Annotated in this window: 23 protein-coding genes; 8 read left to right on the top strand and 15 right to left on the bottom strand. The window is 67.7% G+C overall.

The window, feature by feature from the left end; all coding sequences use genetic code 11:
- The first annotated feature begins 30 nt into the window (after nucleotides 1-30).
- Genes BRESU_RS10505 through BRESU_RS10475 form a run of 7 tightly spaced genes read left to right on the top strand, consistent with a single transcriptional unit; the run spans nucleotide 31 to nucleotide 5,775 of the window.
- On the top strand, nucleotides 31-912 hold the full coding sequence (locus BRESU_RS10505; RefSeq protein ID WP_013269528.1) for an NAD(P)-dependent oxidoreductase: 882 nt from the start codon (nucleotides 31-33) through the stop codon (nucleotides 910-912).
- The gene (locus tag BRESU_RS10500; RefSeq protein ID WP_013269527.1) at nucleotides 909-1,934 is read left to right on the top strand and encodes an amidohydrolase family protein; all 1,026 of its coding nucleotides are present in this window, start codon (nucleotides 909-911) and stop codon (nucleotides 1,932-1,934) included. Before BRESU_RS10505 ends, BRESU_RS10500 begins: the two co-directional genes overlap by 4 nt.
- A complete protein-coding gene (gene ligA / locus BRESU_RS10495; RefSeq protein WP_013269526.1) occupies nucleotides 1,931-2,344 on the top strand; it encodes a protocatechuate 4,5-dioxygenase subunit alpha in 414 nt (137 codons plus the stop codon). The genes BRESU_RS10500 and ligA overlap by 4 nt, the downstream gene beginning before the upstream one ends.
- The gene (locus tag BRESU_RS10490) at nucleotides 2,344-3,231 is read left to right on the top strand and encodes a class III extradiol dioxygenase subunit beta (protein WP_013269525.1); all 888 of its coding nucleotides are present in this window, start codon (nucleotides 2,344-2,346) and stop codon (nucleotides 3,229-3,231) included. Before ligA ends, BRESU_RS10490 begins: the two co-directional genes overlap by 1 nt.
- A complete protein-coding gene (locus BRESU_RS10485; RefSeq protein WP_013269524.1) occupies nucleotides 3,228-4,172 on the top strand; it encodes a Gfo/Idh/MocA family oxidoreductase in 945 nt (314 codons plus the stop codon). Before BRESU_RS10490 ends, BRESU_RS10485 begins: the two co-directional genes overlap by 4 nt.
- A complete protein-coding gene (locus BRESU_RS10480; RefSeq protein ID WP_013269523.1) occupies nucleotides 4,169-4,585 on the top strand; it encodes a dihydroneopterin aldolase in 417 nt (138 codons plus the stop codon). The genes BRESU_RS10485 and BRESU_RS10480 overlap by 4 nt, the downstream gene beginning before the upstream one ends.
- A complete protein-coding gene (locus tag BRESU_RS10475) occupies nucleotides 4,585-5,775 on the top strand; it encodes an MFS transporter (protein ID WP_013269522.1) in 1,191 nt (396 codons plus the stop codon). The genes BRESU_RS10480 and BRESU_RS10475 overlap by 1 nt, the downstream gene beginning before the upstream one ends.
- A gap of 31 nt (nucleotides 5,776-5,806) precedes the next feature.
- On the opposite strand, the gene BRESU_RS10470 is transcribed toward BRESU_RS10475, so the two are convergent.
- The 7 genes from BRESU_RS10470 to BRESU_RS10440 form a co-directional block, all read right to left on the bottom strand.
- The gene (locus BRESU_RS10470; RefSeq protein ID WP_013269521.1) at nucleotides 5,807-6,775 is read right to left on the bottom strand and encodes a fumarylacetoacetate hydrolase family protein; all 969 of its coding nucleotides are present in this window, start codon (nucleotides 6,773-6,775) and stop codon (nucleotides 5,807-5,809) included.
- Entirely contained in the window at nucleotides 6,772-7,560 is a 789-nt protein-coding gene (locus BRESU_RS10465) for a cyclase family protein (protein ID WP_013269520.1), read from the bottom strand. The genes BRESU_RS10470 and BRESU_RS10465 overlap by 4 nt, the downstream gene beginning before the upstream one ends.
- Nucleotides 7,561-7,569: 9 nt before the next feature.
- Complete coding sequence (locus tag BRESU_RS16935) at nucleotides 7,570-8,058, bottom strand: hypothetical protein (protein ID WP_013269519.1); 489 nt, start codon at nucleotides 8,056-8,058, stop codon at nucleotides 7,570-7,572.
- Between the two features lie 2 nt (nucleotides 8,059-8,060).
- Nucleotides 8,061-9,221 (bottom strand): alpha/beta hydrolase family protein, encoded by a 1,161-nt coding sequence (locus tag BRESU_RS10455; RefSeq protein WP_013269518.1) that lies wholly within the window; start codon nucleotides 9,219-9,221, stop codon nucleotides 8,061-8,063.
- A 3-nt stretch (nucleotides 9,222-9,224) separates the two neighbouring features.
- Nucleotides 9,225-10,127, bottom strand: coding sequence for a VOC family protein (locus BRESU_RS10450; RefSeq protein WP_013269517.1), 903 nt, complete (start codon nucleotides 10,125-10,127; stop codon nucleotides 9,225-9,227).
- Between the two features lie 27 nt (nucleotides 10,128-10,154).
- A complete protein-coding gene (locus tag BRESU_RS10445; RefSeq protein ID WP_013269516.1) occupies nucleotides 10,155-11,273 on the bottom strand; it encodes an FAD-dependent oxidoreductase in 1,119 nt (372 codons plus the stop codon).
- 129 nt (nucleotides 11,274-11,402) lie between these two features.
- On the bottom strand, nucleotides 11,403-12,302 hold the full coding sequence (locus tag BRESU_RS10440; protein WP_013269515.1) for a LysR family transcriptional regulator: 900 nt from the start codon (nucleotides 12,300-12,302) through the stop codon (nucleotides 11,403-11,405).
- Nucleotides 12,303-12,425: 123 nt separating this feature from the next.
- Between BRESU_RS10440 and BRESU_RS10435 the strand changes: the two genes are divergently transcribed.
- Nucleotides 12,426-14,714 (top strand): TonB-dependent receptor, encoded by a 2,289-nt coding sequence (locus BRESU_RS10435; protein WP_013269514.1) that lies wholly within the window; start codon nucleotides 12,426-12,428, stop codon nucleotides 14,712-14,714.
- A 78-nt stretch (nucleotides 14,715-14,792) separates the two neighbouring features.
- On the opposite strand, the gene ccoS is transcribed toward BRESU_RS10435, so the two are convergent.
- The 8 genes from ccoS to ccoN are packed head-to-tail and all read right to left on the bottom strand — an operon-like array spanning nucleotide 14,793 to nucleotide 22,463.
- Complete coding sequence (gene ccoS, locus BRESU_RS10430) at nucleotides 14,793-14,987, bottom strand: cbb3-type cytochrome oxidase assembly protein CcoS (RefSeq protein ID WP_013269513.1); 195 nt, start codon at nucleotides 14,985-14,987, stop codon at nucleotides 14,793-14,795.
- Nucleotides 14,984-17,152, bottom strand: a complete 2,169-nt coding sequence (locus BRESU_RS10425) for a heavy metal translocating P-type ATPase (protein ID WP_013269512.1) — start codon at nucleotides 17,150-17,152, stop codon at nucleotides 14,984-14,986. Before BRESU_RS10425 ends, ccoS begins: the two co-directional genes overlap by 4 nt.
- Nucleotides 17,149-17,637, bottom strand: coding sequence for a FixH family protein (locus BRESU_RS10420; RefSeq protein ID WP_013269511.1), 489 nt, complete (start codon nucleotides 17,635-17,637; stop codon nucleotides 17,149-17,151). Before BRESU_RS10420 ends, BRESU_RS10425 begins: the two co-directional genes overlap by 4 nt.
- Nucleotides 17,634-19,166, bottom strand: a complete 1,533-nt coding sequence (gene ccoG / locus BRESU_RS10415; protein WP_013269510.1) for a cytochrome c oxidase accessory protein CcoG — start codon at nucleotides 19,164-19,166, stop codon at nucleotides 17,634-17,636. Before ccoG ends, BRESU_RS10420 begins: the two co-directional genes overlap by 4 nt.
- On the bottom strand, nucleotides 19,163-20,065 hold the full coding sequence (gene ccoP / locus BRESU_RS10410; protein WP_013269509.1) for a cytochrome-c oxidase, cbb3-type subunit III: 903 nt from the start codon (nucleotides 20,063-20,065) through the stop codon (nucleotides 19,163-19,165). The genes ccoG and ccoP overlap by 4 nt, the downstream gene beginning before the upstream one ends.
- Complete coding sequence (locus BRESU_RS10405) at nucleotides 20,058-20,231, bottom strand: cbb3-type cytochrome c oxidase subunit 3 (protein WP_013269508.1); 174 nt, start codon at nucleotides 20,229-20,231, stop codon at nucleotides 20,058-20,060. The genes ccoP and BRESU_RS10405 overlap by 8 nt, the downstream gene beginning before the upstream one ends.
- Nucleotides 20,228-20,965 (bottom strand): cytochrome-c oxidase, cbb3-type subunit II, encoded by a 738-nt coding sequence (gene ccoO / locus BRESU_RS10400; RefSeq protein WP_013269507.1) that lies wholly within the window; start codon nucleotides 20,963-20,965, stop codon nucleotides 20,228-20,230. Before ccoO ends, BRESU_RS10405 begins: the two co-directional genes overlap by 4 nt.
- Before the next feature lie 10 nt (nucleotides 20,966-20,975).
- A complete protein-coding gene (ccoN, locus tag BRESU_RS10395) occupies nucleotides 20,976-22,463 on the bottom strand; it encodes a cytochrome-c oxidase, cbb3-type subunit I (protein ID WP_245528635.1) in 1,488 nt (495 codons plus the stop codon).
- Nucleotides 22,464-22,671 lie beyond the last annotated feature (208 nt).

Here is a 22,671-nt window from a genome sequence, read left to right as displayed (position 1 = left end):
GCCGGCGTCGGCACCGATAGCTGCCGCTCCATGACCTCCTCTGTCTCCACCATCGGGTTCGGCGAGGCCGCCTCGGCCTTCGCGGAAGGCTGGGTCGCCGCGGGACTGGCGGTCCACGCCTACGACCGCAAGACCGACAGCGCCCAAACCGTCTTTGCCAAGCGCGCCGATTTCGACCGCGTCGGCGTCCAGGGGTGCGAGAGCACCGCCGACTGTATCGCAACGTCCGGCCTGGTGCTGTGTCTGGTCACCGCCGATCAGGCGACGGCCGCCGCACGCGAGGCGGCGATGTCCCTGGCCCCCGGAACGCTCTGGCTGGACATGAACAGCGTCGCGCCGGACACGAAGCGAACCGCCGCCCGGGTGATCGAGGCCGTGGGCGGTCGTTACGTCGACGTCGCCGTCCTGTCGCCGGTCCTTCCGAAGCGTCTGAACGCTCCGCTCATGGTCAGCGGCCCTCATGCGGCCGAGGCTGCCCGGCGGCTGGCCGATATCGGGTTCACGGACATCACGATCGTCGAGGGCGGCGTCGGGGCGGCGGCGGCGGTCAAGATGATTCGCTCCGTCATGATCAAGGGCATCGAGGCCCTGTCGGCCGAATGCGCCATCGCCGCCGACCGGGCGGGCGTCATGGAGACCGTCATCGCGTCCCTCGACGCCAGCTGGCCCGGCGCCGACTGGGGCAACAGGCTCGACTACAATCTCGATCGCATGATGGTCCACGGCCTGCGCCGCGCCGCCGAGATGGAAGAGTCGGTCGCGACCCTTGATTCCCTGGGCGTCGGTTCGACCATGACACGGGGCACGGTCGCCCTGCAGCACAGTCTCGGCGCTCTCGGCATCGACCCGCCAGACGGACTGGCAGCCAAGCTCGCGGCGCTCGCGCCCCGGGCAGAGGAGGCGGCGGAATGAGCCTGGTCATCGACTGCCACGGTCACTACACGACCGCCCCGCCCCAGCACGACGCCTGGCGCGACGCCCAGAAGGCCGCGTTCAAGGCCGGCGAGGCCGCGCCGCCCTATCCGCAGATCACCGACGACGAGATCCGCGAGACCATCGAGCAGAACCAGCTGAAGCTGCTGAAGGAGCGCGGGGCCGACCTGACCATCTTCAGCCCCCGCGCCTCGACCATGGCTCACCATGTCGGGGACGAGGCGGTGTCGCTGGAATGGGCGCGGGTGTCGAACGACCTCATCGCCCGCGTCTGCGACCTGTATCCCGAGACTTTCGCCGGGGTCTGTATGCTGCCGCAGAGCCCCAAGGCGGACCTGACGGGCTCCATCGCCGAGCTGCGTCGGTGCGTGACCGAACTCGGCTTCATCGGCTGCAACCTGAACCCTGATCCCGGCGGCGGGCATTTCACTGCGCCGCCGCTGACCGACCGGTTCTGGTACCCGTTCTACGAGGCGATGGTCGAGCTGGACGTCCCGGCGATGATCCACGTGTCCGGGTCGTGCAATCCGGGCCTGCATGCGACGGGGGCCTTCTACATCGCCGCCGACACCATCGCCTTCATGCAGCTGATCCAGGGCGACCTGTTCAGGGACTTCCCGACCCTGCGGCTGATCATCCCCCACGGCGGCGGGGCCGTGCCCTATCACTGGGGGCGGTACCGGGGTCTGGCCGACATGCTGAAACAACCGTCGCTGGACACGCACCTGATGAACAACGTCTTCTTCGACACCTGCGTCTATCACCAGCCGGGCGTGGACCTGCTGGCCCAGGTGATCGAGACCAAGAACATCCTGTTCGGGTCCGAGATGGTCGGGGCCGTGCGCGGCATCGATCCGCAGACCGGCCAGTATTTCGACGACACCAAACGCTACATCGACGCTGCGCCGATCTCGGCCGAGCAGCGGCACGCCATCTTCGAGGGGAATGCGCGCCGCGTCTTCCCGCGCCTCGACGCCAAGCTGAAGGAGAGAGGGCTATGACCACCGCCCCGACCGACATCCACGCCTATCTGGCGGAAATGGACGACATCCCCGGCACCCGGGTCTTCACCGCGGCCCGCGCGCGCCAGGGCTACAATCTGAACCAGTTCGCCATGAGCCTGATGAAGGCCGACAACCGCGAGCGCTTCAAGGCGGACGAGCGGGCCTATCTGGACGAATGGCCGATGACCGAGGACCAGAAGCAGGCGGTGCTGGACCGCGACTTCAACCGCTGCCTGGAACTGGGCGGCAACATCTACTTCCTGGCCAAGCTGTTCTCGACCGACGGCAAGAGCTTCGCCCAGGCGGTCTCCACCATGACCGACATGAGTTTCGAGGATTACACGGCGATGATGATCGCCGGCGGCCGCTCGCCCGAGGGCCTGCGCTCGATCAAGGAGAAGTACTGATGGCCCGTATCACCGCAGGCGTGGCGTGCAGCCACATTCCGGCGCTCGGCGTCGCGGTCGATTTCGACAAGACCGAGGAAGCCTACTGGAAGCCCGCCTTCGCCGGCTTCGACTGGACCCGCGCGTGGGAAAAGGAAGAGAAGCCGGACGTCATCATCCTGGTCTTCAACGACCATGCGACCGCCTTCGACATGAAGTTCATCCCGACCTTCGCGATCGGGTGCGCCGAGAGCTTCACCCCCGCCGACGAGGGCTGGGGACCGCGTCAGGTCCCGGTCGTCCAGGGCCATCCGGACCTCGCTTGGCACATCGCCCAGAGCTGCATCCTCGACGAGTTCGACATGACCATCATCAACGAGATGGAGGTCGACCACGGCCTGACCGTCCCGCTGTCGATGATGTTCGGCAAGGTCGACGCCTGGCCGGTGCGGGTCATTCCCCTGGCCGTCAACGTCGTCACCTATCCGCCCCCCTCGGGCAACCGCTGCTGGGCCCTGGGCGAGGCCATCGCCAAGGCCGTCGCCAGCTTCCCCGAGGACCTCAACGTCCAGGTCTGGGGCACCGGCGGCATGAGCCACCAGCTGCAGGGGCCGCGCGCCGGCCTGATCAACAAGGAATGGGACAACCGCTTCCTCGATCAGCTGGTCGGCTCGACCGACGCCCTGCGCCATATCCCGCACATCGAATACCTGCGTGAGACCGGCTCGGAAGGCATCGAGATGGTCATGTGGCTGATCATGCGCGGGGCCATGGGCAAGACGACCGAGATGCTGCATCGCCACTACCACGTGCCGGCCTCGAACACGGCCGTCGGCCATATCGTGCTGCGTCCGGTCGCCGAGAGTGACGCGGTTCCGGCCAACGACGCACAGGGTGTCGCCGCATGAAGATCGCACTGGCAGGAGCCGGGGCCTTTGGCGAAAAGCATCTGGATGCCCTGAAGCTGATCGACGGCGTCGAGGTCGTCAGCGTCGTGGGCCGCACGCTGGAGGCCACGCAGAAGGTCGCCTACAAATACGGCATCGGTCACGCGACGACCGAACTGGATCAGGCCCTGGCGATCCCCGGGCTGGACGCCGTCATCCTGGCCACGCCGACGCAGCTGCATGCGGCCCAGGCCCTGGCCTGCCTGAACGCCGGCAAGCACGTGCAGGTCGAGATTCCGCTGGCCGACAGTCTGGCCGATGCCGAGGCCGTCGCCGCCCGGGCCGCCGAGACCGGTCTGGTCGCCATGGTCGGCCATACCCGGCGCTTCAATCCCAGCCACCAGTGGGTCCACAACCGGATCCGGGCGGGCGAGCTGAACATCCAGCAGATGGACGTCCAGACCTATTTCTTCCGGCGCAGGAACATCAACGCCAAGGGCGAACCGCGGTCGTGGACCGACCACCTGCTGTGGCACCATGCGGCGCACACGGTCGATCTGTTCGCCTATCAGGCCGGGCCGATCGTGGAGGCCCACGCGATGCAGGGGCCGATCCATCCCGAGCTGGGCATCGCCATGGACATGTCGATCCAGTTGAAGGCCGAGAGCGGGGCGATCTGCACCCTGTCGCTCAGCTTCAACAACGACGGGCCGCTGGGGACCTTCTTCCGCTACATCGGCGACACCGGCACCTGGCTGGCCCGCTACGACGACCTGTTCAACGGCAAGGACGAGCCCGTCGACCTGACCGGCGTGGCGGTGTCGTCGAACGGCATCGAGCTGCAGGATCGCGAGTTCATCGCCGCCATCCGCGAGGGTCGCGAGCCCAACGCCAGCGTCGCCCAGGTGCTGCCCTGCTACCGCGTTCTGGGTGCCCTCGAACGCCAGCTGGCGGGGCGATGAGCGAACAGCTCGTCCAGCTCGATCTGACCGATCGGGCCGCGGTCAGGACGATCAGGCTGAGTTCGATCAGCGTCCGCGACATCGTCGTGGATGCCGACATCGGCGTCCATGCTCATGAGATCGGCCAGCCCCAACCCCTGGTCATCTCCGTGACGCTGGAGATCGACGCCCCGCGCGCCGACCGAATCGACGAGACGATCGACTATAACGGCATCGTAGCTCTGGCCGAGGCGCTCGGGATGGAACGCATCGGCCTGATCGAGACCTTCGCCCAGCGACTGGCCTCCGAATGTCTTGATGTCGTCGGTGTTCATTCCGCCGATGTGACCGTCGACAAGCCCCAGGCGCTGGGCAACGGCGTGGCCTCGACGCGGCTCGTCATGACCGCCGGTTCGAGCCCCTTCCGCGCCTGATGGCGGCGGGCACCGACGGCTCGCCACGACTGGGCCGGGGCCTGCTCCTCCTGATGTCGGTCGCGATCTGCGCGACAGCCTCGAACCTCTACTACAACCAGCCGCTGCTGCCGCTGATCCGCCAGGCGTTCGATCTGCACGAGGGGGTCGTGGGACTGGTGCCGGCCGCGTCGCAGTTCGGCTACGCGCTGGCCATCCTGTTGATCTCGCCGCTGGGCGACACCATCCCCCGGCGCACCCTGATCGGCGTCTTGTCCGTGGTCCTGTCGCTGGCGCTGGTCGCCATCGTTCTGGCCCCGAGCTTCCCCGTTCTGATCCTGGCCTGTTTCGTGGTCGGACTGGGCGGCAACATCACCCAGCAACTGATCCCGTTCGGAGCCTCGCTGGCCACGCCGGAGACGCGCGGACAGGTGATCGCCACCCTGATGACGGGCCTGTCGATCGGCCTGCTTCTGTCGCGCACCATCAGCGGCACGGTCGCCGAATACTTTGGCTGGCGTGGCGTCTTCCTGGGGGCGGCGATCGTGGCGATCGTGTTCGGGGTCCTGTTCCAGATCGTCCTGCCGCGCAACGTCCCGAGCGTGACGCTCGGCTATCGGGCGCTCCTCGGCTCGATGGTCCAGCTGGTCCGGCGTCACCGGCTGCTGCGCCAGACGGCCCTGACCGGGGCCCTGTGGTTCGCGGCCTTCAACGCGCTGTGGGCGACGCTGGCCATCCATCTGAATACCGGACCCTTCTTCTACAGCGCCCAGCAGGCCGGGCTGTTCGGTCTGGTCGGACTGGCCGGCATTCTGGGGGCAAGGGTATCGGGCCGCCTCGTCGGCGTCGTCGGGGCCCGCGCCCTGATCACGGGGGCGCTGGTGCTGATCATCGCCGCCTTCGGCGTGATGGCCATCTGGGGCGACACCCTGGGCGGCATGATCCTCGGCGTCGTCCTGCTCGACCTCGGCGTCTTCGGGGCCCAGATCCCCAATCAGGTCCGCGTCTTCTCGATCGATCCGGACGCCCAGAGCCGGATCTATGCGGTCTATATGCTCTGCTACTATTCGGCGGCGGCGCTGGGTTCGGCGGCCGGCGTGAAGATCATGAGCCTGGCCGGATGGCACGGCCTGACGACCTTCGGGATCGGCCTCGGCGTCGCCGCCGGCCTGTACCACCTCTCGACCCGACGAACGGAAGACCCTGCGTGACGAGAGAGCGGCCGGCCGCGCCGTCCGGCCGTCAGGCCCGGGGGCTCCGTACCGTCTGATCGATGGCCCCGAACAGGGTGCGCCCGTCCGGCAGGGTGCACTCCATCCGCACCCGGTCACCGAACTGCATGTAGGCGGTCCGGGCCGATCCCTCGTCCAGCATCTCGATGCCCCGCCGCTCGGCGATGCAGGTCGAGCCGACGTCGCGATAGTCGGGATTGGACACGGTGCCCGAGCCGATGATGGTCCCCGCGCACAGGTCGCGCGTCGACGCGGCATGGGCGATCAGGTCGTGAAAGCCGAACTCCATCACACCGCCCTGCGGCGCGCCGAACCGCTGCCCGTTCCAGTCGACGGTCAGGGGCAGGTGCACACGGCCGTCACGCCAGGCCTCCCCCAGCGAGTCGGGCGTCACGGCGAAGGGCGCGGCCGAACAGGCGGGCTTGGCCTGGACCCAGCCGAAGCCGGTCTTCATCTCGACCGGAGCCAGCACCCGCAGCGACCAGTCGTTGATCTGCACGATCAGCCGGATGTGTCCCAGCGCCTCTTCGGGCGCCACCCCCATGGGGACGGCATCGGTGATGACGCCGAACTCGCCCTCGAAGTCGATGCCGTCCTCGGTGCGCGGCAGGACGACGTCCTCGGTCGCGGACAGGAAGCGATGGGACAGGCCCTGATACATCAGCGGACGTCCGGGCGGCGGCGGGGGACTGCCGAACAGCTGCTCCATAAGCTGGCCGTGGCTGCGGAAGGCCGAGCCGTCGAGCCACTGCCACGCGCGGGGCAGGGGGGCGAGCAGGTCCCCCGTCGCCAGGGGCTCGCCTTCACCCGCGGCCAGTTGCCGGTCGAGCCCCGCCAGCCGGGGTGCGGCCCCGGTCCAGTCGTCCAGCGCGGCCTGCAGGGTGGGGAAACCGGGGACGTCCAGACAACGCAGGCCGTCGGCGGAGACCACGACCAGCCTTCCGTCGGGCGAGGCGGTCCTGAGGGTGGCCAGCCTCATGCCGCGTCATCCTCGAAGATGGCGACGGCCCGGGTCCATCCGGCCGAGCCGCCCCGCACCTTGTGGGGGAAGCAGGACACGGTGAACCCGGTCGGCGGCAGCGCATCGAGGTTCGCCAGCTTCTCCATGTGGCAATAGCCGATGTCGCGGCCCGCCTTGTGCCCCTCCCAGATCAGGGAGGTGTCGCCGGTTTCGCTGACGCGCCGCGCCGTATGGCTGAAGGGCGCGTCCCAGGACCAGGCGTCGGTCCCGGTGACCCTCACGCCGCGCTCCAGCAGATACATGGTGGCCTCATAGCCCATGCCGATCCCGCTTCCGAGAAAGGCCGGTGTGCCCAGGGCAGCCCCCGCGGCCGTGTTGACCAGTACGATTTCGAGCGGACTCAGGGTGTGGCCGATGCGGGCCAGTTCGGCCTCGACCTGGGCGGCGGTGACGACATGGCCGTCGGGCAGATGGCGGAAGTCCAGCTTCACGCCCGGCTGGAAGCACCACTCCAGCGGCACTTCATCGATGGTGATGGCGCGCTCGCCGCCGTTCATCGTGGGGTGATAGTGCCACGGCGCGTCCATATGGGTGCCGTTGTGGGTCGTGATCGTCATCGTCTCGGACGCCGCGAACCCCTGACCGCCCGGGAAGTCTTCGGCCGCCACGCCGGGGAAGAAGGTCTGGGCCTCCGCCACCGTCTCGGCATGCGTCTGGAAGGTGATCTTGGGCCGCATGAAGGGCGGGTCGGCGACGGTATCGTTGTCCAGGAAGATCGACAGATCGACGAAGCGACGGGGCATGGTCAGTCCTCAGGTCCGGACGAGGGGCGTGGACGGGGCCTGGGCTAGCGCGACCCGGATCGCCGGCGGAATGACGATCCACGGCACGATCAGGCCGGGCAGGGCCTTGAGCGCGAAGCCCGCCCAGAACGGCAGGCTCTGGACCCCGGTCGCGGCCGCCAGTCCGGCGGCGATCGCCACAAGCCCGACCATGGTGGCCAGGGCGACGACGACACCCCGTGCGAACACGTTCCGCGGCAGCCAGCCGCCCGGCATGTCCGTCGGGATGTGAAGGCCCGCGTTGACGCGCTTCCGGGTGATCAGCATGGCCGGGATGATGCTCATCAGACCGACCATGAAGCCCTGCGGCAGGCAGTCGACGATCAGCCCCTTGGCCCCCCAGACGGCCGGGTCGGTCTGGCCCCGGAACACGGCCAGATAGAAGGCCGATCCGATCGCGAGGTTGATGATCGAGCCGATGGTGGATTCGCGGGCGATGTAGCTCTTCAGATCGGTCATGGTCAGGCCTTTGTCCGTCCGCCGAGGGTGTCGGCGAACCAGTCGGCGATGAAGTCGCGTCCGAATGACATGTTGTCGGCCCCCACATGTTCGACGCCGCCTTCGCGCGCGGTGAAGATCCTCAGCTGGCGGTTCGGGCTGTTGGTCAGCTGGTCGAAGCTCTGATGGGCGTAGTCCAGACCGATCTGGCGGTCCTTCTCGCCGTGGGTCACCAGGAAGGGCACGGCGATCTTCTCCATCACCCCGTCCAGCGTCATGTCCTTCGTCTTCTCGTGGAAGTCGTCCATGTCGGAGGCCCCGAAGACCCACATGACGTGGCTCCAGTAGTGGGGGACGGGGTTTTCGCCCTCGCGACGCAGCCGCTTCTGCTGCACCTCGGCCCAGTTGTGATTGGCCCCCCAGACGGCGCCGGCGGCGAAGCGCGGCTCGAAGGCCACGGCGCGCGGCGCATAGTGGCCGCCCAGCGAGATACCCGTCATGCCGATACGCCTGGCATCGACGTCGGGCTGGCTCGACAGCCATTCCAGCGCCGGCGTCGCCCAGCGTTCCGAATGGGGCGTGGCCGCCAGGTTCTTCAGCCGCAGCGCCTCGCCGGTTCCGGGCTGATCGACCAGCAGGGTCGAGATGCCCCGCCGCGCCAGGGCGGTGTGCAGGTGCGACCAGTAGAGCAGCTCCTTGGAGCTATCCAGGCCGTTGCAATAGACGACGACGGGTTTGGGCCCATCCCCCGGCGCGCGGCAGAACAGGGCCGGGAAGGTCGTGCCCTCGTAGGCGATCTCGACCCGCTCGACGCCGGTGTCGCCCAGCGCCATCGCCCGCTTGAAGGCATCCTGCGCCTTGGCGAAGGTCTCGGCCCGGCCCGGATGGCCGTGGCCCTGCATGCGTTCGCCGACCAGCAGATACAGCGCCGCCCGCTCCAGCTTGGTCCCGGCCGAAAACTCGCGGCCCAGCGCCGCGTCCTCGGCCGCCAGCCCGATCAGGACGTCGGCTTTCTTCGTCCATTCCTCGGCGAACCGGAGCGTGCCCGCATCCTCGCCCTTGGCGGCGGCGTCCAGCAGCGGCTGGCACATGTCGACGATCTCGCCGATCTGGCCACCGCTCTCCAGCGCGATGGCGACCGACAGATTCCAGACGTAGTTCGGGAAGTATTCAAACAGCGCCACGCGTCAGACCCCGACCGGCTGGAACAGACCGGCGTCCGGTTCCGGATGCGGCATGGTCTGCGGACCGCCGATGCCGATGCCCCACTGATCCATCGTCGTGGGGGTGGGGACGTGGACCTGGGCGACCCAGGTGTCGTCGTCGACCTTCTCCAGTTCGGACGTGTATTCCACCGCGAATCCGCCCGGCGTCACGAAATAGCTGAAGGTGTTATTGCCCGCCGTATGGCGACCGGGACCCCATTTGATGTCGATGTCGTGCTGCTTCAGGCGCGCGATGCCCCGCATCATGTCGTCCACGCTGGCGACGTCATAGGCGACGTGGTTCAGGCAGGGCGGGCCGGGCAGGACGGCCAGCCGATGGTGCCACTCGTTGCACCGCAGAAAGCCCATGAAGTCGCCGAGCCAGTCCGAGACCCGGAAGCCCAGCACGTCGGTGAAGAAGTCGGCGGCCTCCTTGTGCTTGGGCGAATGCAGGACGATGTGGCTGATCTTCTGCGGAATGCCTTCCCAGCGGGCCAGGGTCCGCTGCTCGCCCGTGGCGACGTCGCTGGAGATCTCGAACGGCAGCCCGTCGGGGCTGAAGAAGCGGAACCCGTAGCCCCCGCCCAGGGTGTCGAGATCGCGCGGGGCGAACACGACCTTGCAGCCCGCCTCGACCACATTGCGATGCAGTTGATCCACGTCCTCGCGGGTGTCGGCGGCGAAGGCGATGATGTCGACCTGCTTGCGATCCGCAGCCCTCAAGCGGACGACATAGAGCTCGTCGTCGCCCTGGGCCGCGAAATGGATCAGGCCGTCCTTTTCCCCGACCTCGCGCAGGCCCCAGGTGTCGGCATAGAACCGCCGCTCCGCCTCCAGGTCGGTGACGCCGTAGCCGACGTATCGAATATCGCTGACTCTCGCCATCGGGTTGGTTTCCTTGAACTCGGGTAATCAGATGGGCTGGGCCACGACGCGGAACATCTCCTGCGTGGCCCTGGCGTTCTCGACGATCGGACCGGTACCGATCTGGCCCTCGCAGATCGCGCGCGAGGCCTCGACGATGTATTTGCAGCGGTCGTACCGGCGCGTGCGATAGGCGGTGAAGGCGTCTTCCAGGCTGTCCGCGCGCGCCAGTTCCTGGGCCAGGACGATCGAGTCCTCGATCGCCATCCCGGCCCCCTGTCCGAGGTGAGGCGTGGTGGCGTGGACCGCGTCGCCCAGCAGGACGACCCGGCCCCTGTGCCAGTCACCTTCGAGGAAGATCCATTCCAGCGGCTTGTAGACGACGTCGTCGTCGACCGTGATCTGCTCCTTCAGCGCCAGGATCTCGGGCGAGATCGCGCGATCCAGCTTGGAGCGGAAGGTGCTGGCGAGAGCGTCGTGCGGATAGCGCGGATTGTCCGGCTCCGGCGAGGTGACGAAGATGTACATCAGGCTGTCGGACAGAGGCACCAGACCGATGCCGATCGGGCCTTCGTAGGCGCACAGGTCGGTCACGCCGGGCGTGCGCTCCAGATTGTAGCGCCACACGCCCTGACCCGTGAACTTCGGCCCGGGGGCGTCGGGCAGGATCTGGGCCCGTGTGGTCGAGTACAGCCCGTCGGCGCCGATCACGACGTCATAGCGGCCGGACGTCCCGTCGCTGAAGACGACGTCCACGCCCGCGCCGTCATCGGTCAGGTCGGCGATCGTGACGCCCAGCCGGATGTCCGCGCCGGATGCCTTGGCCCGGTCGCCCAGCACCTTGTGCAGCGCCTTGCGACCGATGCCGACGTTGGAGGGATAGCCCTCGACCAGCTTGGGCGTCGGGATATGCGCCACACGCTGTCCGGTCGGGATGTGGACATCGACGTGATCGAAGCCGAAGCCGGCCCCGATATAGTCATCGAGGATGCCCAGATCCTTCATCGCGCGGATGACGTTGCCCTGCTGGATGATGCCGACGCCGTAGACCGACCAGGTCGGGTCCCGTTCGATGACATCGACGGCGAAGCCTTCGCGCCGCAGGGCGATGGCCGATGTCAGGCCGCCGATGCCGCCGCCGACCACCAGGATTTTCAGAGCTTTCACAGACCGTCCCTCGCGTCGCTCTTCTGGCGAGAGCGTGTGTGGGGTGACGATAGGTGCGAGGCGTCATCTGTAAATGTGATTGTTTGGATAGAAATCCATCCACCAAACCGATCCGACCGGTCTCGACGCTCAGGCGGAGATCTCGCGCAGCTGGCTTCGCAGCCAGGCCAGCCCGACATCGGTGCGGCGGGTGGTGTGGAACTGCATCATCTGGCGCATCGCCGGCACCTCGAAGGGCAGGGGAGCATAGGCGATGGGGAAATAGGCGCTCATGGCCCGGGCCAGCCGCTCGTGCATGACGGCGAGCCGCATCGTGTCCTTGAGCAGCCACGGGACCGTGGTGAAGGACGCCGTCGTGACCTGCACCCGGCGGTCCTTGCCCAGCAGGGCGAAATGCTTGTCACTGAACACCGACAGGCGCGCGTTGCCCATGGCGACAGCGACATGTCCGGCCCCCAGAAGGTCGTCCTCGGTCAGGGGACGCTGGAACAGGGGGTTCTCGCTCCATCCCGCCACCACGTGGGTCTCCTCGAACAGCAGTTCGCTGGCCAGCTCGGGCGAGGCGAAGTCCTCCGGCGTGATGAGCAGGTCGGCCTTGCCCTGCAGCACCTGTTCGACGCTCAGCTCATTGGGCAGGACCATCTCCAGGCGGATGTCGGGCGCGATGTCGACCAGCCGGGCCACCAGGGGCACGATGGCGGCCACGATGACGAAGTCCGAGGCGACGAGCCGGAACACCCGATGACTGGTCGCCGGATCGAAGACGGTTGACGAGGAGATCATCAGTTCGACCCCGCGCAGACACTCCCGGACCTGGGGCATAAGCGCTTCGGCATAGGGCGTCGGGTACATCCGCTTGCCGTGGGTGGTCAGGATGTCGTCGCCGAAGAAAACCCGCAGGCGACCCAGGGCCGCGCTGACGGCCGGCTGGCTGAGGTTCAGGATGTCCGCTGCCCGGGAAACGCTCCGGCACTCCAGCAGCACATCCAGCGCCGCGAGCAGGTTCAGGTCGAGGCCCTTGAAACGCATCTAACCATCCATCGAATTGGTTCATTCCAATCGAAACAAATGATTTCACAAATAGATGAGGCCTGTCCACGGTAAGGTTCGATCTGCCGCAGAGCAGCGATACATAAATCCGGGGAGGATGCCGTGAAGAAATTCCTGCTGACGGGGGCAGCGATCCTGTGCGCCTGCGTGCCGTTTTCTGTCCAGGCCCAGACTGCCGGCTCGGCCGCCGATCCGATCGATGATCAGGAGTATACCGGCCTCGACGACATCGTCGTCACCGCCCAGCGCCGCGAGGAAAACCTGCAGCGCGCGGCCATCGCCGTCAGCGCCGTCGACGGCGAGACGCTGACCGAACAGAGCATCACCCAGGCGACCGACCTGACCCGCCTGGTGCCTGCGCTTCAGATCGCGCCGGCCTCCTCGTTCACCCAGATCTATCTGCGCGGCGTCGGCACCTTCGGGGCCAACGCCTTCGCCGAACAGGGCGTCGCGTTCAACCTCGACGGCATCTATCTGTCCCGGCCCGCCGCGCCCGCCGGGCTGTTCTATGACCTCGAGCGCCTGGAAGTCCTCAAGGGTCCGCAAGGAACGCTCTACGGCCGCAACGCCACGGGCGGCGCGGTCAACGTCATCACCGCCAAGCCGCGTCTGAACGAGACCAGCGGCAATCTGACGACGGAGTACGGCAACTATGATGCCTTCAAGACGTCCGGGGCCGTGAACCTGCCGCTGGGCGACCGGTTCGCGCTTCGTCTGGCCGGGCAGATGGCCCAGCACGACGGCTACTTCAGCGACGGCTACGACGACGAGGACACCTGGGCGGTCCGCGGTCAGTTGCGCGGCGAGTTCAGCGACCGGCTCAGCGCCATCCTGTCGATCGATTATGCCGATGTCGGCGGCATGGGCTCGGGCGGGACGATCCTTCCGCTGGTCGATGGCGACAACCGTCTGGGACCCAGCGATCCGCGCGTCATCGCCGCCTATGTGGGTCGGCCCCCGACCGCGCCCGTGCCCCAGATCATCGCCAGGAATGACGGCTATCAGGACAACACCTTCTTCGGCATTTCCACGACCATCAATGCCGACCTCGGCTTCGCCCAGCTGACCGTCATCCCGGCCTACCGCAAGACCGATCTCGACTTCCGCGGCTACGCCTCCAGCTTCCTGATCGACATCGAGGAGCAGTCGGAACAGAGCTCCCTCGAGGCGCGGCTGTCCGGCACGGTGGGTCAGCTGACCTGGGTCGCGGGGGCCTATGTTTTCTCCGAGACCGTCGATGCCAATCAGCGCTTCGATCAGGGCAGCAACGGCACGCGCATCCTGTCCGATCTGGGCACCGACAGCACGGCCGTCTTCGGTCAGGCGACCTGGAGCCTGACAGATCGCTTCAGGGTCACCGGCGGCCTGCGCTACACCAAGGACGAGAAGAGCCAGGTGACCGAGGCCCACACCCTGCCGTTCGTCGGCTTCGTTCCGGGTGTCTTCCCGCTCGTGCCGATCATCCTCGACCTCCGCTCGGACGTCGCGGCCGACATCGACTTCGACAAGGTGACCTACAAGGCGGGCGTGGAATACGATGCCGGCGACGCGTCGCTGCTCTATGCGACCATCGCCACCGGCTTCAAATCGGGCGTCCTGTTCCCGGCCCAGGTCAACGGCTTCTCGGCCCCCGAAAGCATGGTCGCCTATACGCTGGGCTCCAAGAACCGCTTCTTCGACAACACGCTTCAGCTGAACGGCGAGGCCTTCCTCTGGGACTACACCGACCAGCAGGTCTCGCACCTGGGTCCCGTCCAGGTCGCCTCGACGCCCGGCGGGCCGATCTTCGGCCCCATCTATCTGACCGAGAACGCCGGGGCGGCGACGATCGCCGGCCTGGAACTTGAGCTGGTCTATCAGCCCACCGCCTCGGACCAGTTCTCGGCCAACCTCCAGTATCTGGACGCCACCTACGACGAGCTGAAGTACCAGGCCTATTCGACCACAGGTGCCGCGCCCGCCATCGGTTGTCCGATCACGCCGACCACCCTCACCGGGGCCAGCGCCACGGCGCGGATCTATGACGTCGACTGTTCGGGCCAGCCCCTGGTCAACGCCCCGGACTGGTCGCTGCAGCTGGGCTATGTGAAGACGCTGGAGCTCGAGGATCGCGGCCGCCTGATCCTCGCGGCCGATACCCGGCTGGAATCCTCGCGCTATCTGTCGCTCGACTACCTCGAGCAGGGGCGTCAGGACGGCTACATGATGTCGAACGCCCGGGTGACGTGGGAAACCCCGTCCGGCAACCTCGCGATCACGGGCTTCATCAACAACATCGAGGACGAACTGGTCTTCGCCAACTCGTCCCAGAGCCCGGCCAAGCCCGGCGTGATCTACAACCAGATCCGCCCGCCCCGGACCTACGGCCTGCGTCTGTCGCTTCGGATGTAGGCCCGGACCTCGGTCCACGCCTGATCTATCCCTGCCTTTGGGCGGTGGGCCGGCTCCTCGGCCTGCCGCCCTTTTCTTTCAGGTCGGCGGATCCCGGGGCGGGACCTCTCCGGGCAGGCGCGGCGGGAGCGGGGCCGGCTCGTCGATCAGGATGCGTGCGGCGGCACCCTGGACGTCGTCGTACTGGCCCGCGCGCAGCGTCCAGACGAACGCACCCACAGCCAGAAGGCCCAGCAGGACGGAGAACGGCGCGAGCAGAAGCAGGATGTTCATCGCGCGCCCCGGAGCCTGAGCGCGTTCAGGGTGACGACCAGCGAAGACCCCGACATGGCGAGCGCCGCGATGAAGGGGTTCACCAGGCCGAGCATGGCGGCCGGGGCGGCGACCAGATTGTAGAGCGCCGCGAAGCCGAAATTCTCCAGCGCCCTGCGGCGGGCGGACCGGGCCACGGTGATGGCTTCCACGACGGCCATGAGACTGTCCTGGGTGAGGACCAGGTCCGCGGCGTTCTGGCTGGCCTCGATCGCGGATCCCGGCGCGATCGCCGCGTGGGCGCGCGCCAGGGCCGCGGCGTCGTTCAGTCCGTCTCCGACCATCAGGACCTTCCGTCCGCCCGCGGCGAGACGATCGATCGCCTCCGCCTTGTCGTCGGGCAGCAGGCCGGATCGCCAGGCCGATATGCCCACGCTGTGCGCCACGGTTTCGACGACGCTCGCCTGGTCGCCGGACAGGATCTCGACGCTGAGTCCCAGGGCTCGCAGGGCGGCGACCGTCTTCGCGGCGTCGGGTCTGGGTGAATCGGAGAAGCGCAAACGGACCTTCGGCCCGTCCTCGAAGCCGAACCAGAGTTCCGTCTCCGCCGCCCGCAGGGTCGAAACGCCGACGAAGGCTGCGCGGCCCAGGCGCGCCCGCTGGCCGTCGATCAGCCCCTCGACGCCGAGCCCTGCGTGCTCGACGACGTCCGTCGCCACGGGTCCGTCGCCCGCGGCGCGGGCCACGGCCCGGGCCATCGGGTGGTTCGTGGCCCGGGCCAGCGGCGCGGCCATGCTGACGACGACGGGGGAGGTCTCGATGAGCACCGGCCGCCCCTCGGTCAGCACCCCGGTCTTGTCGAAGACGACGTGATCGACCTCGGCCAGGCGCTCCAGCGCGGCCCCCGACTTGACCAGAACCCCCCGTCGGAACAGGCGGGCGGACGCCACGATCTGAACCGCCGGCACGGCCAGTCCGAGGGCGCAGGGACAGGTGACGATCAGGACGGCGACGGCGCGGATCAGGGCCTCGCGCGGGTCCAGCCCCAGCGCCCAGCCGCCCCCGAAGGTCAGCAGGGCCGCGGCATGCACCACGGGCACATAGAGCGCCGCCGCGCGGTCCGCGAGGCGCACGTAGCGCGACCGGGACTGGGCCCCGGCGTCGATCAGGCGGGCGATTTCGGCCAGGGTGGAGTCCTCGGATCCCGCCTCGGCCCTGAGGGTGAGCAGGCCCGACAGGTTCACCGCCCCGGCCCGGCACAGCTGGCCCCGGGCGATGCGCTCCGGCGCGCTTTCCCCGGTCAGGAGGCTGTTGTCGAGCACGGCGATCCCGTCCTCGAGGATGGCGTCGACAGGGATCCGGTCGCCGGGCCGGACCCGGATCCGGTCGCCCGATGCGACGTCACCGAGCGGCACCGACCGGGCACGGCCGGCGCTGTCGATGACGCAGACGGTGGGCGCCTGGAGGGCCAGAAGGTCGCCTGCGGCGCTTCGCGCGCTCGCCTTCAGCCGATGGTCGAGCCAGCGACCGATAAGCAGCAGAAACAGCAGGGAGACCGCCGCATCGAAATAGGCGTCGCGGCCGTTCAGGATCGTCTCCGAGAAGCTGATGGCCAGGGTCAGGATCACGCCGACCGAGATGGGCACGTCCATGTTGGCGCGTCCGGCGCGCAGAGATCGCCAGGCCGACTCGAAGAACGTCATCCCGGCGAAGATGGCGCAGGGCGCGCCCACGGCCGCCGACATCCACATCATCATCGTCCGGGTCGCCGGCCCGAGTTCCTGGTCGAACAACCCGGCCCAGAGGGGGACCGAGAACATCATGGCGTTCATCGCCCCGAAACCGGCGACGGCGAGGGCGAGGATCAGCTTTCGCCCCTCGCGGTCGCGCTGTTGCAGGGCCGCGCCCGGATCGTAGGCCGTCGCCGGGTAGCCGAGCCCCGCCAGGGTCCGGATCACGGTGTCGGGGTCGATGGCCCGGTCGGACACCTCGATCGCGAGACGGCCGGTCGAGAGATTGAGGCGGGCCGAGCCGACGCCGGGCAGGGCCGACACCGCGCGTTCGATCTTCGACATACAGCCCGCGCACCGCGCCCCCGTGACCAGAAGGTCGAGGCTGGCGCGACCGTCGTCCCGCCGCCGGACGAAGGCCGACATGTCGCGCCCGATCGCTGAATCGAGGGTCATCGCCACGTCAGCCTCCTTTCGGCGATGAACGGATGTCCGGTGCCGTCCCTCGCCTCGATGCGCACGTCCCAGGTGCCCTTGAGCGTCAGGGGGGCCTCGTACTGGCCCGGCGCGACTTCGGTCAGCCGGACCTCGGCGCGGCCCTGTTCGGTGGCCGGCCGCTGGAGCAGGGCCGAGACGCCGAGGCCCTCCAGGGCAGCGCCGGCCCTGTCCTCCAGCACGACCTCGAGCCCGACCGGCGTGGCGCGGGCCCCCGCCCGCCAGCCCAGGGCGTCCTGCGCCCGCATCCGTTCCAGTTCGGCGTTGTAGATCAGGCCGGTCTCATAGGGCTTGGCCTCCACCTGGCCGGGATGCGTCCGGTAGGCGATCACCAGGAACGAGATGTCGACGCCGATCACGATGGCGAAGAAGCCCACCACCCCGGCAGCGACATGCCAGCCCTTGACCGTGAACGGGGGGCGGCCCGGTGCAGCAGGGGCGGTCATCGGTCGGAACTCCCGTAGTCGAAGGCGGTATCGACCACCCTGGTGCGGTCGCCGGAGACGATCTCGAAGCGGGCGTCCTGCCGGGCCAGGTCGTCGTCTCCTCCGGTCTCATCGTCATCCTCGGCGGCGGCGTCCGCATAGGCGGTCGGAACGGTCACGAACAGGCGCATCGAGGTCACGACATTGGGGGCCAGATCCACGATCAGGGGCCCCGCGCCCGGATGCCCGGGGTCGGTCAGGACCGCGCCAGGCACACCGGCATAGCGGATCTCCACGGCGGCGGTCTCGAAGCCGTGGTTGGCCAGCTTGAGCGTGTAGCCGTTACGGACGGAGCCATCCTGCAGCTGGACATAGGCGGGGTTGCGGTCGCGCAGGGCATGGACGCCGATGGCCTCGCGGGTGCGGAAGCCCTGGATCATCAGCCCGCTGACCACCACCAGAGCCCCGGCGTAGTACAGGGTCCGGGGGCGGATCAGGTTGTGCTTCGGCTTCTGACCGCCGCAGCGGGCCGCCACGGCCGCGTCGGTGTCATAGGCGATCAGCCCGCGCGGCCGCTCGACCTTGTCCATGATCTCGTCGCAGGCGTCGATGCACAGGCCGCAGTTGATGCATTCCAGCTGGGCCCCGTTGCGGATGTCGATGCCCATGGGGCAGGCGACCACGCACTGGTTGCAGTCGATGCAGTCGCCGCGGCCGGTCCAGCTCTCGGTCTTCTTGTGCGGCCCGCGCGGCTCGCCGCGGTCGGCGCGATAGGTGACCTGGAACGACTGGTCGTCCAGCATCGCCCCCTGAATGCGGGGCCACGGGCACATATAGGTGCAGACCTGCTCGCGCATGTGGCCGGCGAAGACATAGGTGGTGAAGGTCAGGATGGCGCACGACACATAGGCCGTCATCGGGGCGGTCCCGACCCAGAAGTTGCGGATCAGCTGCGGCGCGTCGTGGAAATAGAAGATCCAGGCCCCGCCGGTGCCGAAGGCGATGCCGATCCAGACCGCGTGCTTGCCGACCTTGCGCCACAGCTTGTTGAACGAGGTGGGGGCGGCGTCCAGCCGCATGCGGGCGTTCCGGTCGCCCTCGAACAGCCGTTCGACGTGGATGTAGAGGTCGGTCCACACCGTCTGCGGACAGGCGTAGCCGCACCACAGCCGGCCGAACAACGCGGTCACCAGAAACAGCGCCAGCGCCGCCATCACCAGCAGACCGGTGATGAAATAGACCTCCTGCGGCCACAGCTGGATCATGAAGAAGTAGAACCGGCCGCCCTCGAAATCGACCAGCACCGCCTGGTCCGGGAGGGCCCCCGGCCGCTCCCAGCGGATCCACGGCGTGATATAGTAGATCGCCAGCATGACGATCAGCAGGACCCATTTCAGCCAGCGCCAGGGGCCGTGCACCAGCTTGGGGTAGATGGGCACCCGCGCCTGATACAGGCCCTTCGGCCTGGCCTTCTCGCGTTGACGCTCGGCGACCGAAACCGGACCCACGGACGCCGGCTTCTCGCGGGTCCGGTCGATGATGATGGTCATGGCGCGGGGGCTTCAACCCTGGTCACGGAGGGCTCGCCGCCGCCGGCGTTGACGTGGACATAGACCGCGAGCGCCTTGATAACCGCAGGCGAGAAGCGGCCCTCCCAGGTCGGCATGACGCCGTTCCGTCCGTTCTGGAGCTGGCCCGCGATCGCGGCCCGGTCCGAACCGTTCAGCCATTCGCGATCCGTCAGGTTCGGGGCCCCGAACTCGCGGGATCCCACGCCGGTCGGCATGTGACAGGCGGCGCAGTTGTCCGCGAACAGGGGCGTGGCGCGGGCGACGGCCGCGGCGTCGGCGGGTCGCCCCGAGAGCGCCACGACATACTCCGTCAGATCCGCGATCTGATCGCCCTTCAGCAGACCGTCCCGGCCGAAGGCCGGCATCTGGGAGAAGCGGGTGTCGGCGTGGCCGGAACGAATGCCGACCTTCAACGTGTGCTCGATCTCCTCAAGCGAGCCGCCCCAGAGCCAGACGTCGTCGCGCAGGTTCGGATAGCCTTTGGCCCCGCCGCCGCCCGCGCCGTGACAGCTGGCGCAGTTGTCGCCGAAGACCGAAGTTCCGACGGCGAGGGCATGGGCCTGCAGGGCGGGATCGGCTTCGATCTGCTGCAGGCTGGCCGACATCAGCATGGCCTCGTCCTGGCCGCGCCGGGTCTGAAGCGCGTTCAGTTCCTGGACCACGTCCGCTCGGTCTGACTGCTTCAGCAAACCCGGCGTATAGCCGCTGAGACCCGGCCAGGCCGGCATCAGGACCCAGTAGCCGATCGAGAAGGCGATGCAGCCGTAGAAGATCCACAGCCACCAGCGGGGCAACGGATTGTCCAGCTCCTTGATGCCGTCCCATTCGTGACCGGTCGTCTCGACGCCGGAGTGATCATCGTGCTCGCGTTCAGACATGGTCGTCCTCGTCCTTCTCGAGCGGGAGTTGGGCGAGGCGGCGGAAGGCCTCGCCATTGCGGGGCCAGAGCGCGTAGGCGATCCCGGCGAAGAAGATGGTGCCGAAGTAGATCAGCCCGCCCTGCTGGGCGAAGCGCGCCACGGTCTCGTAGTCCACGCCGCTCATCGCATGTTGTCCGGGTCTTCGGCCTGGAAGGTGCGGAAATCGACCATCGTGCCGAGTTGCTGAAGGTAGGCGATCAGGGCGTCCATCTTGGTCAGACGCGCGGGATCACCGTCGAAATCGCCCTGGACGATCCTGGGCCCGTAGCGACCGCGCAGGGCCGAGGTCTCGCTGGCATAGACGTCGACCTGGGCCCGGGCGTCGGCATCGGCGTTCTCGATCTGATCGTCGGTGTAGGGCACGCCGACCGTCCGCATGGCGACCAGCTTGGCGCGGATGGCATGCAGGTCCAGGTCCTGGTCGGCCAGGAAGCGGTACGGAGGCATGTTGGACTCCGGCACCACGGCCCGGGGATCGCCCAGGTGCTCCCGGTGCCATTCGTTCGAGTATTTGCCCCCGACCCGCGCCAGGTCCGGCCCGGTGCGTTTGGAGCCCCACTGGAAGGGGTGGTCGTACATGCTCTCCGCCGCCAGGCTGTAGTGGCCGTAGCGTTCGACCTCATCGCGCAGTGGGCGGATCATCTGCGAGTGGCAGCTGTAGCAGCCCTCCGAGATGTAGATGTCGCGCCCGGCCAGTTCGAGGGGCGTGTAGGGGCGAACCCCTTCGACCTCCTCGATCGTGCTCTCGACCCAGAACAGGGGGGCGATCTCGACGATCCCGCCGATCGAAACGACGATGACGATGCCGAGAACCAGCAGCAGGGAGTGCCGCTCGAGCGGTCCGTGTTTCTTCCACATGGTCTGATCCTCACTCGGCCGGCAGCAGGTGCGGCGCGATCGTCGTCGTCGGCACGTTCGCGGAGCTTTCCGCGGACGGCATGCGGACGGTGCGCCACAGATTGTAGGACATGATCAGGGTTCCGCTCAGGTACATCAGTCCTCCGACAGCACGGATGACGTTCTCGATGTGTTTGGCGGACACCGTCTCGATGAAGCTGTTCGCCAGGAAGCCGTCGGGCGTGTATTCGCGCCACATCAGACCTTCCATGATACCGGAGACCCACATCGCGGTGATGTAGAGAACGATCCCGGTCGTCGCGATCCAGAAATGCCACTCGACCAGGGCGTTCGAATACAGCCGGTCCTTCTTCCACAACCACGGAACGAGGCAGTAGATCGCCCCGAAGCTGATGAAACCGACCCAACCCAAAGCGCCGGAGTGGACGTGGCCGATGGTCCAGTCGGTGTAGTGAGACAGCGCGTTGACCGTCCGGATCGCCATCAGCGGTCCCTCGAAGGTCGACATGCCGTAGAAGGCGATGGCCACGACCATCATGCGGACCACGGGGTCGGTGCGCAGCTTGTCCCAGGCCCCGGACAGGGTCATCAGGCCGTTGATCATCCCGCCCCAGGACGGCATCCACAGCATGATCGAGAAGGTCATGCCGAGGGTCTGGGCCCACTGCGGCAGGGCCGTGTAGTGCAGGTGGTGCGGTCCGGCCCAGATGTAGATGAAGATCAGCGACCAGAAGTGCACGATCGACAGCCGGTAGGAGTAGATCGGCCGCTCGACCCGCTTGGGCACGAAATAGTACATCATGGCCAGGAAGCCGGCGGTCAGGAAGAAGCCGACCGCGTTGTGGCCGTACCACCACTGGACCAGCGCATCCTGGACCCCGGCGAAGGCCGAGTAGCTGCGGGCTTCCAGCAGGCCGACGGGCACGGCGGCGTTGTTGACCAGGTGCAGCAGGGCGACGGTGACGATGAAGGCCAGGTAGAACCAGTTGGCCACATAGATGTGCGGCTCCTTGCGCTTCCAGATCGTGCCCAGGAACACCAGCAGATAGGCGACCCAGACGATGGTCAGCCACAGGTCGACGTACCATTCCGGCTCGGCGTACTCGCGCGACTGGGTGATGCCCGCCAGGTAGCCGGTCGCCGCCAGGACGATGAACAGCTGGTAGCCCCAGAAGACGAACCACGGCCACATGCCCCCCGCCAGACGCGCCCGGCACGTCCGCTGAACGACCCAGAAGGACGTGCAGATCAGGGCGTTACCGCCGAAGGCGAAGATCACGCCGGAGGTGTGGAGGGGGCGAAGCCGGCCGAAGTTCAGCCAGCCGGCCTCGGGGAAATAGAAGATGTTCGGCCAGGACAGCTGGGACGCGATGAAGACGCCGACCAGCATGCCCACGACGCCCCAGAACATCGTCGCGATGACCCCGGCGCGGATGACGCCGTCCGAGTAGCGCAGAGGGTCGGCCCGGAACCGTCCGTTGTTGATGCCCAGGGTCATGGCTGCGAGCGACAGCACGCCGGCGATCAGCAGGATCGTCCCGTGAAAGCGGAAGGCCGGGTCGTCGGTAAAGGCCGTCGCCAGAAGGGCGACGATCGTCAGTAGCCCCAGCGTCACGAACAGCGTGATGGCGCCGAACGCGAGTTCGTCAGTCTGTGGTCGATTCGGCATGCACGCCCCCTTGTCTCCGGGGTCTTTGCCGCACCGC

It is taken from the genome of Brevundimonas subvibrioides ATCC 15264, assembly GCF_000144605.1.
In the GTDB taxonomy this organism is placed as follows: domain Bacteria; phylum Pseudomonadota; class Alphaproteobacteria; order Caulobacterales; family Caulobacteraceae; genus Brevundimonas; species Brevundimonas subvibrioides.
Note: the sequence above shows the minus strand (reverse complement) of the source record. Positions and strands in the feature narration are given on the sequence as shown.

Bases quoted from the DNA above. Each gene is read 5' to 3' on its own strand.
- ligA (WP_013269526.1), top strand. From the start codon at position 1,931: ATGACCACCGCCCCGACCGACATCCACGCCTATCTGGCGGAAATGGAC.
- ccoO (WP_013269507.1), bottom strand. From the start codon at position 20,965: ATGTGGAAGAAACACGGACCGCTCGAGCGGCACTCCCTGCTGCTGGTT.
- BRESU_RS10485 (WP_013269524.1), top strand. From the start codon at position 3,228: ATGAAGATCGCACTGGCAGGAGCCGGGGCCTTTGGCGAAAAGCATCTG.
- BRESU_RS16935 (WP_013269519.1), bottom strand. From the start codon at position 8,058: ATGACCGATCTGAAGAGCTACATCGCCCGCGAATCCACCATCGGCTCG.
- BRESU_RS10480 (WP_013269523.1), top strand. From the start codon at position 4,169: ATGAGCGAACAGCTCGTCCAGCTCGATCTGACCGATCGGGCCGCGGTC.
- BRESU_RS10405 (WP_013269508.1), bottom strand. From the start codon at position 20,231: ATGAGCGGCGTGGACTACGAGACCGTGGCGCGCTTCGCCCAGCAGGGC.
- BRESU_RS10450 (WP_013269517.1), bottom strand. From the start codon at position 10,127: ATGGCGAGAGTCAGCGATATTCGATACGTCGGCTACGGCGTCACCGAC.
- BRESU_RS10440 (WP_013269515.1), bottom strand. From the start codon at position 12,302: ATGCGTTTCAAGGGCCTCGACCTGAACCTGCTCGCGGCGCTGGATGTG.
- BRESU_RS10505 (WP_013269528.1), top strand. From the start codon at position 31: ATGACCTCCTCTGTCTCCACCATCGGGTTCGGCGAGGCCGCCTCGGCC.
- ccoP (WP_013269509.1), bottom strand. From the start codon at position 20,065: ATGTCTGAACGCGAGCACGATGATCACTCCGGCGTCGAGACGACCGGT.
- BRESU_RS10470 (WP_013269521.1), bottom strand. From the start codon at position 6,775: ATGAGGCTGGCCACCCTCAGGACCGCCTCGCCCGACGGAAGGCTGGTC.
- ccoS (WP_013269513.1), bottom strand. From the start codon at position 14,987: ATGAACATCCTGCTTCTGCTCGCGCCGTTCTCCGTCCTGCTGGGCCTT.
- BRESU_RS10475 (WP_013269522.1), top strand. From the start codon at position 4,585: ATGGCGGCGGGCACCGACGGCTCGCCACGACTGGGCCGGGGCCTGCTC.
- BRESU_RS10420 (WP_013269511.1), bottom strand. From the start codon at position 17,637: ATGACCGCCCCTGCTGCACCGGGCCGCCCCCCGTTCACGGTCAAGGGC.
- BRESU_RS10425 (WP_013269512.1), bottom strand. From the start codon at position 17,152: ATGACCCTCGATTCAGCGATCGGGCGCGACATGTCGGCCTTCGTCCGG.
- ccoG (WP_013269510.1), bottom strand. From the start codon at position 19,166: ATGACCATCATCATCGACCGGACCCGCGAGAAGCCGGCGTCCGTGGGT.
- BRESU_RS10490 (WP_013269525.1), top strand. From the start codon at position 2,344: ATGGCCCGTATCACCGCAGGCGTGGCGTGCAGCCACATTCCGGCGCTC.
- ccoN (WP_245528635.1), bottom strand. From the start codon at position 22,463: ATGACCCTGGGCATCAACAACGGACGGTTCCGGGCCGACCCTCTGCGC.
- BRESU_RS10465 (WP_013269520.1), bottom strand. From the start codon at position 7,560: ATGCCCCGTCGCTTCGTCGATCTGTCGATCTTCCTGGACAACGATACC.
- BRESU_RS10500 (WP_013269527.1), top strand. From the start codon at position 909: ATGAGCCTGGTCATCGACTGCCACGGTCACTACACGACCGCCCCGCCC.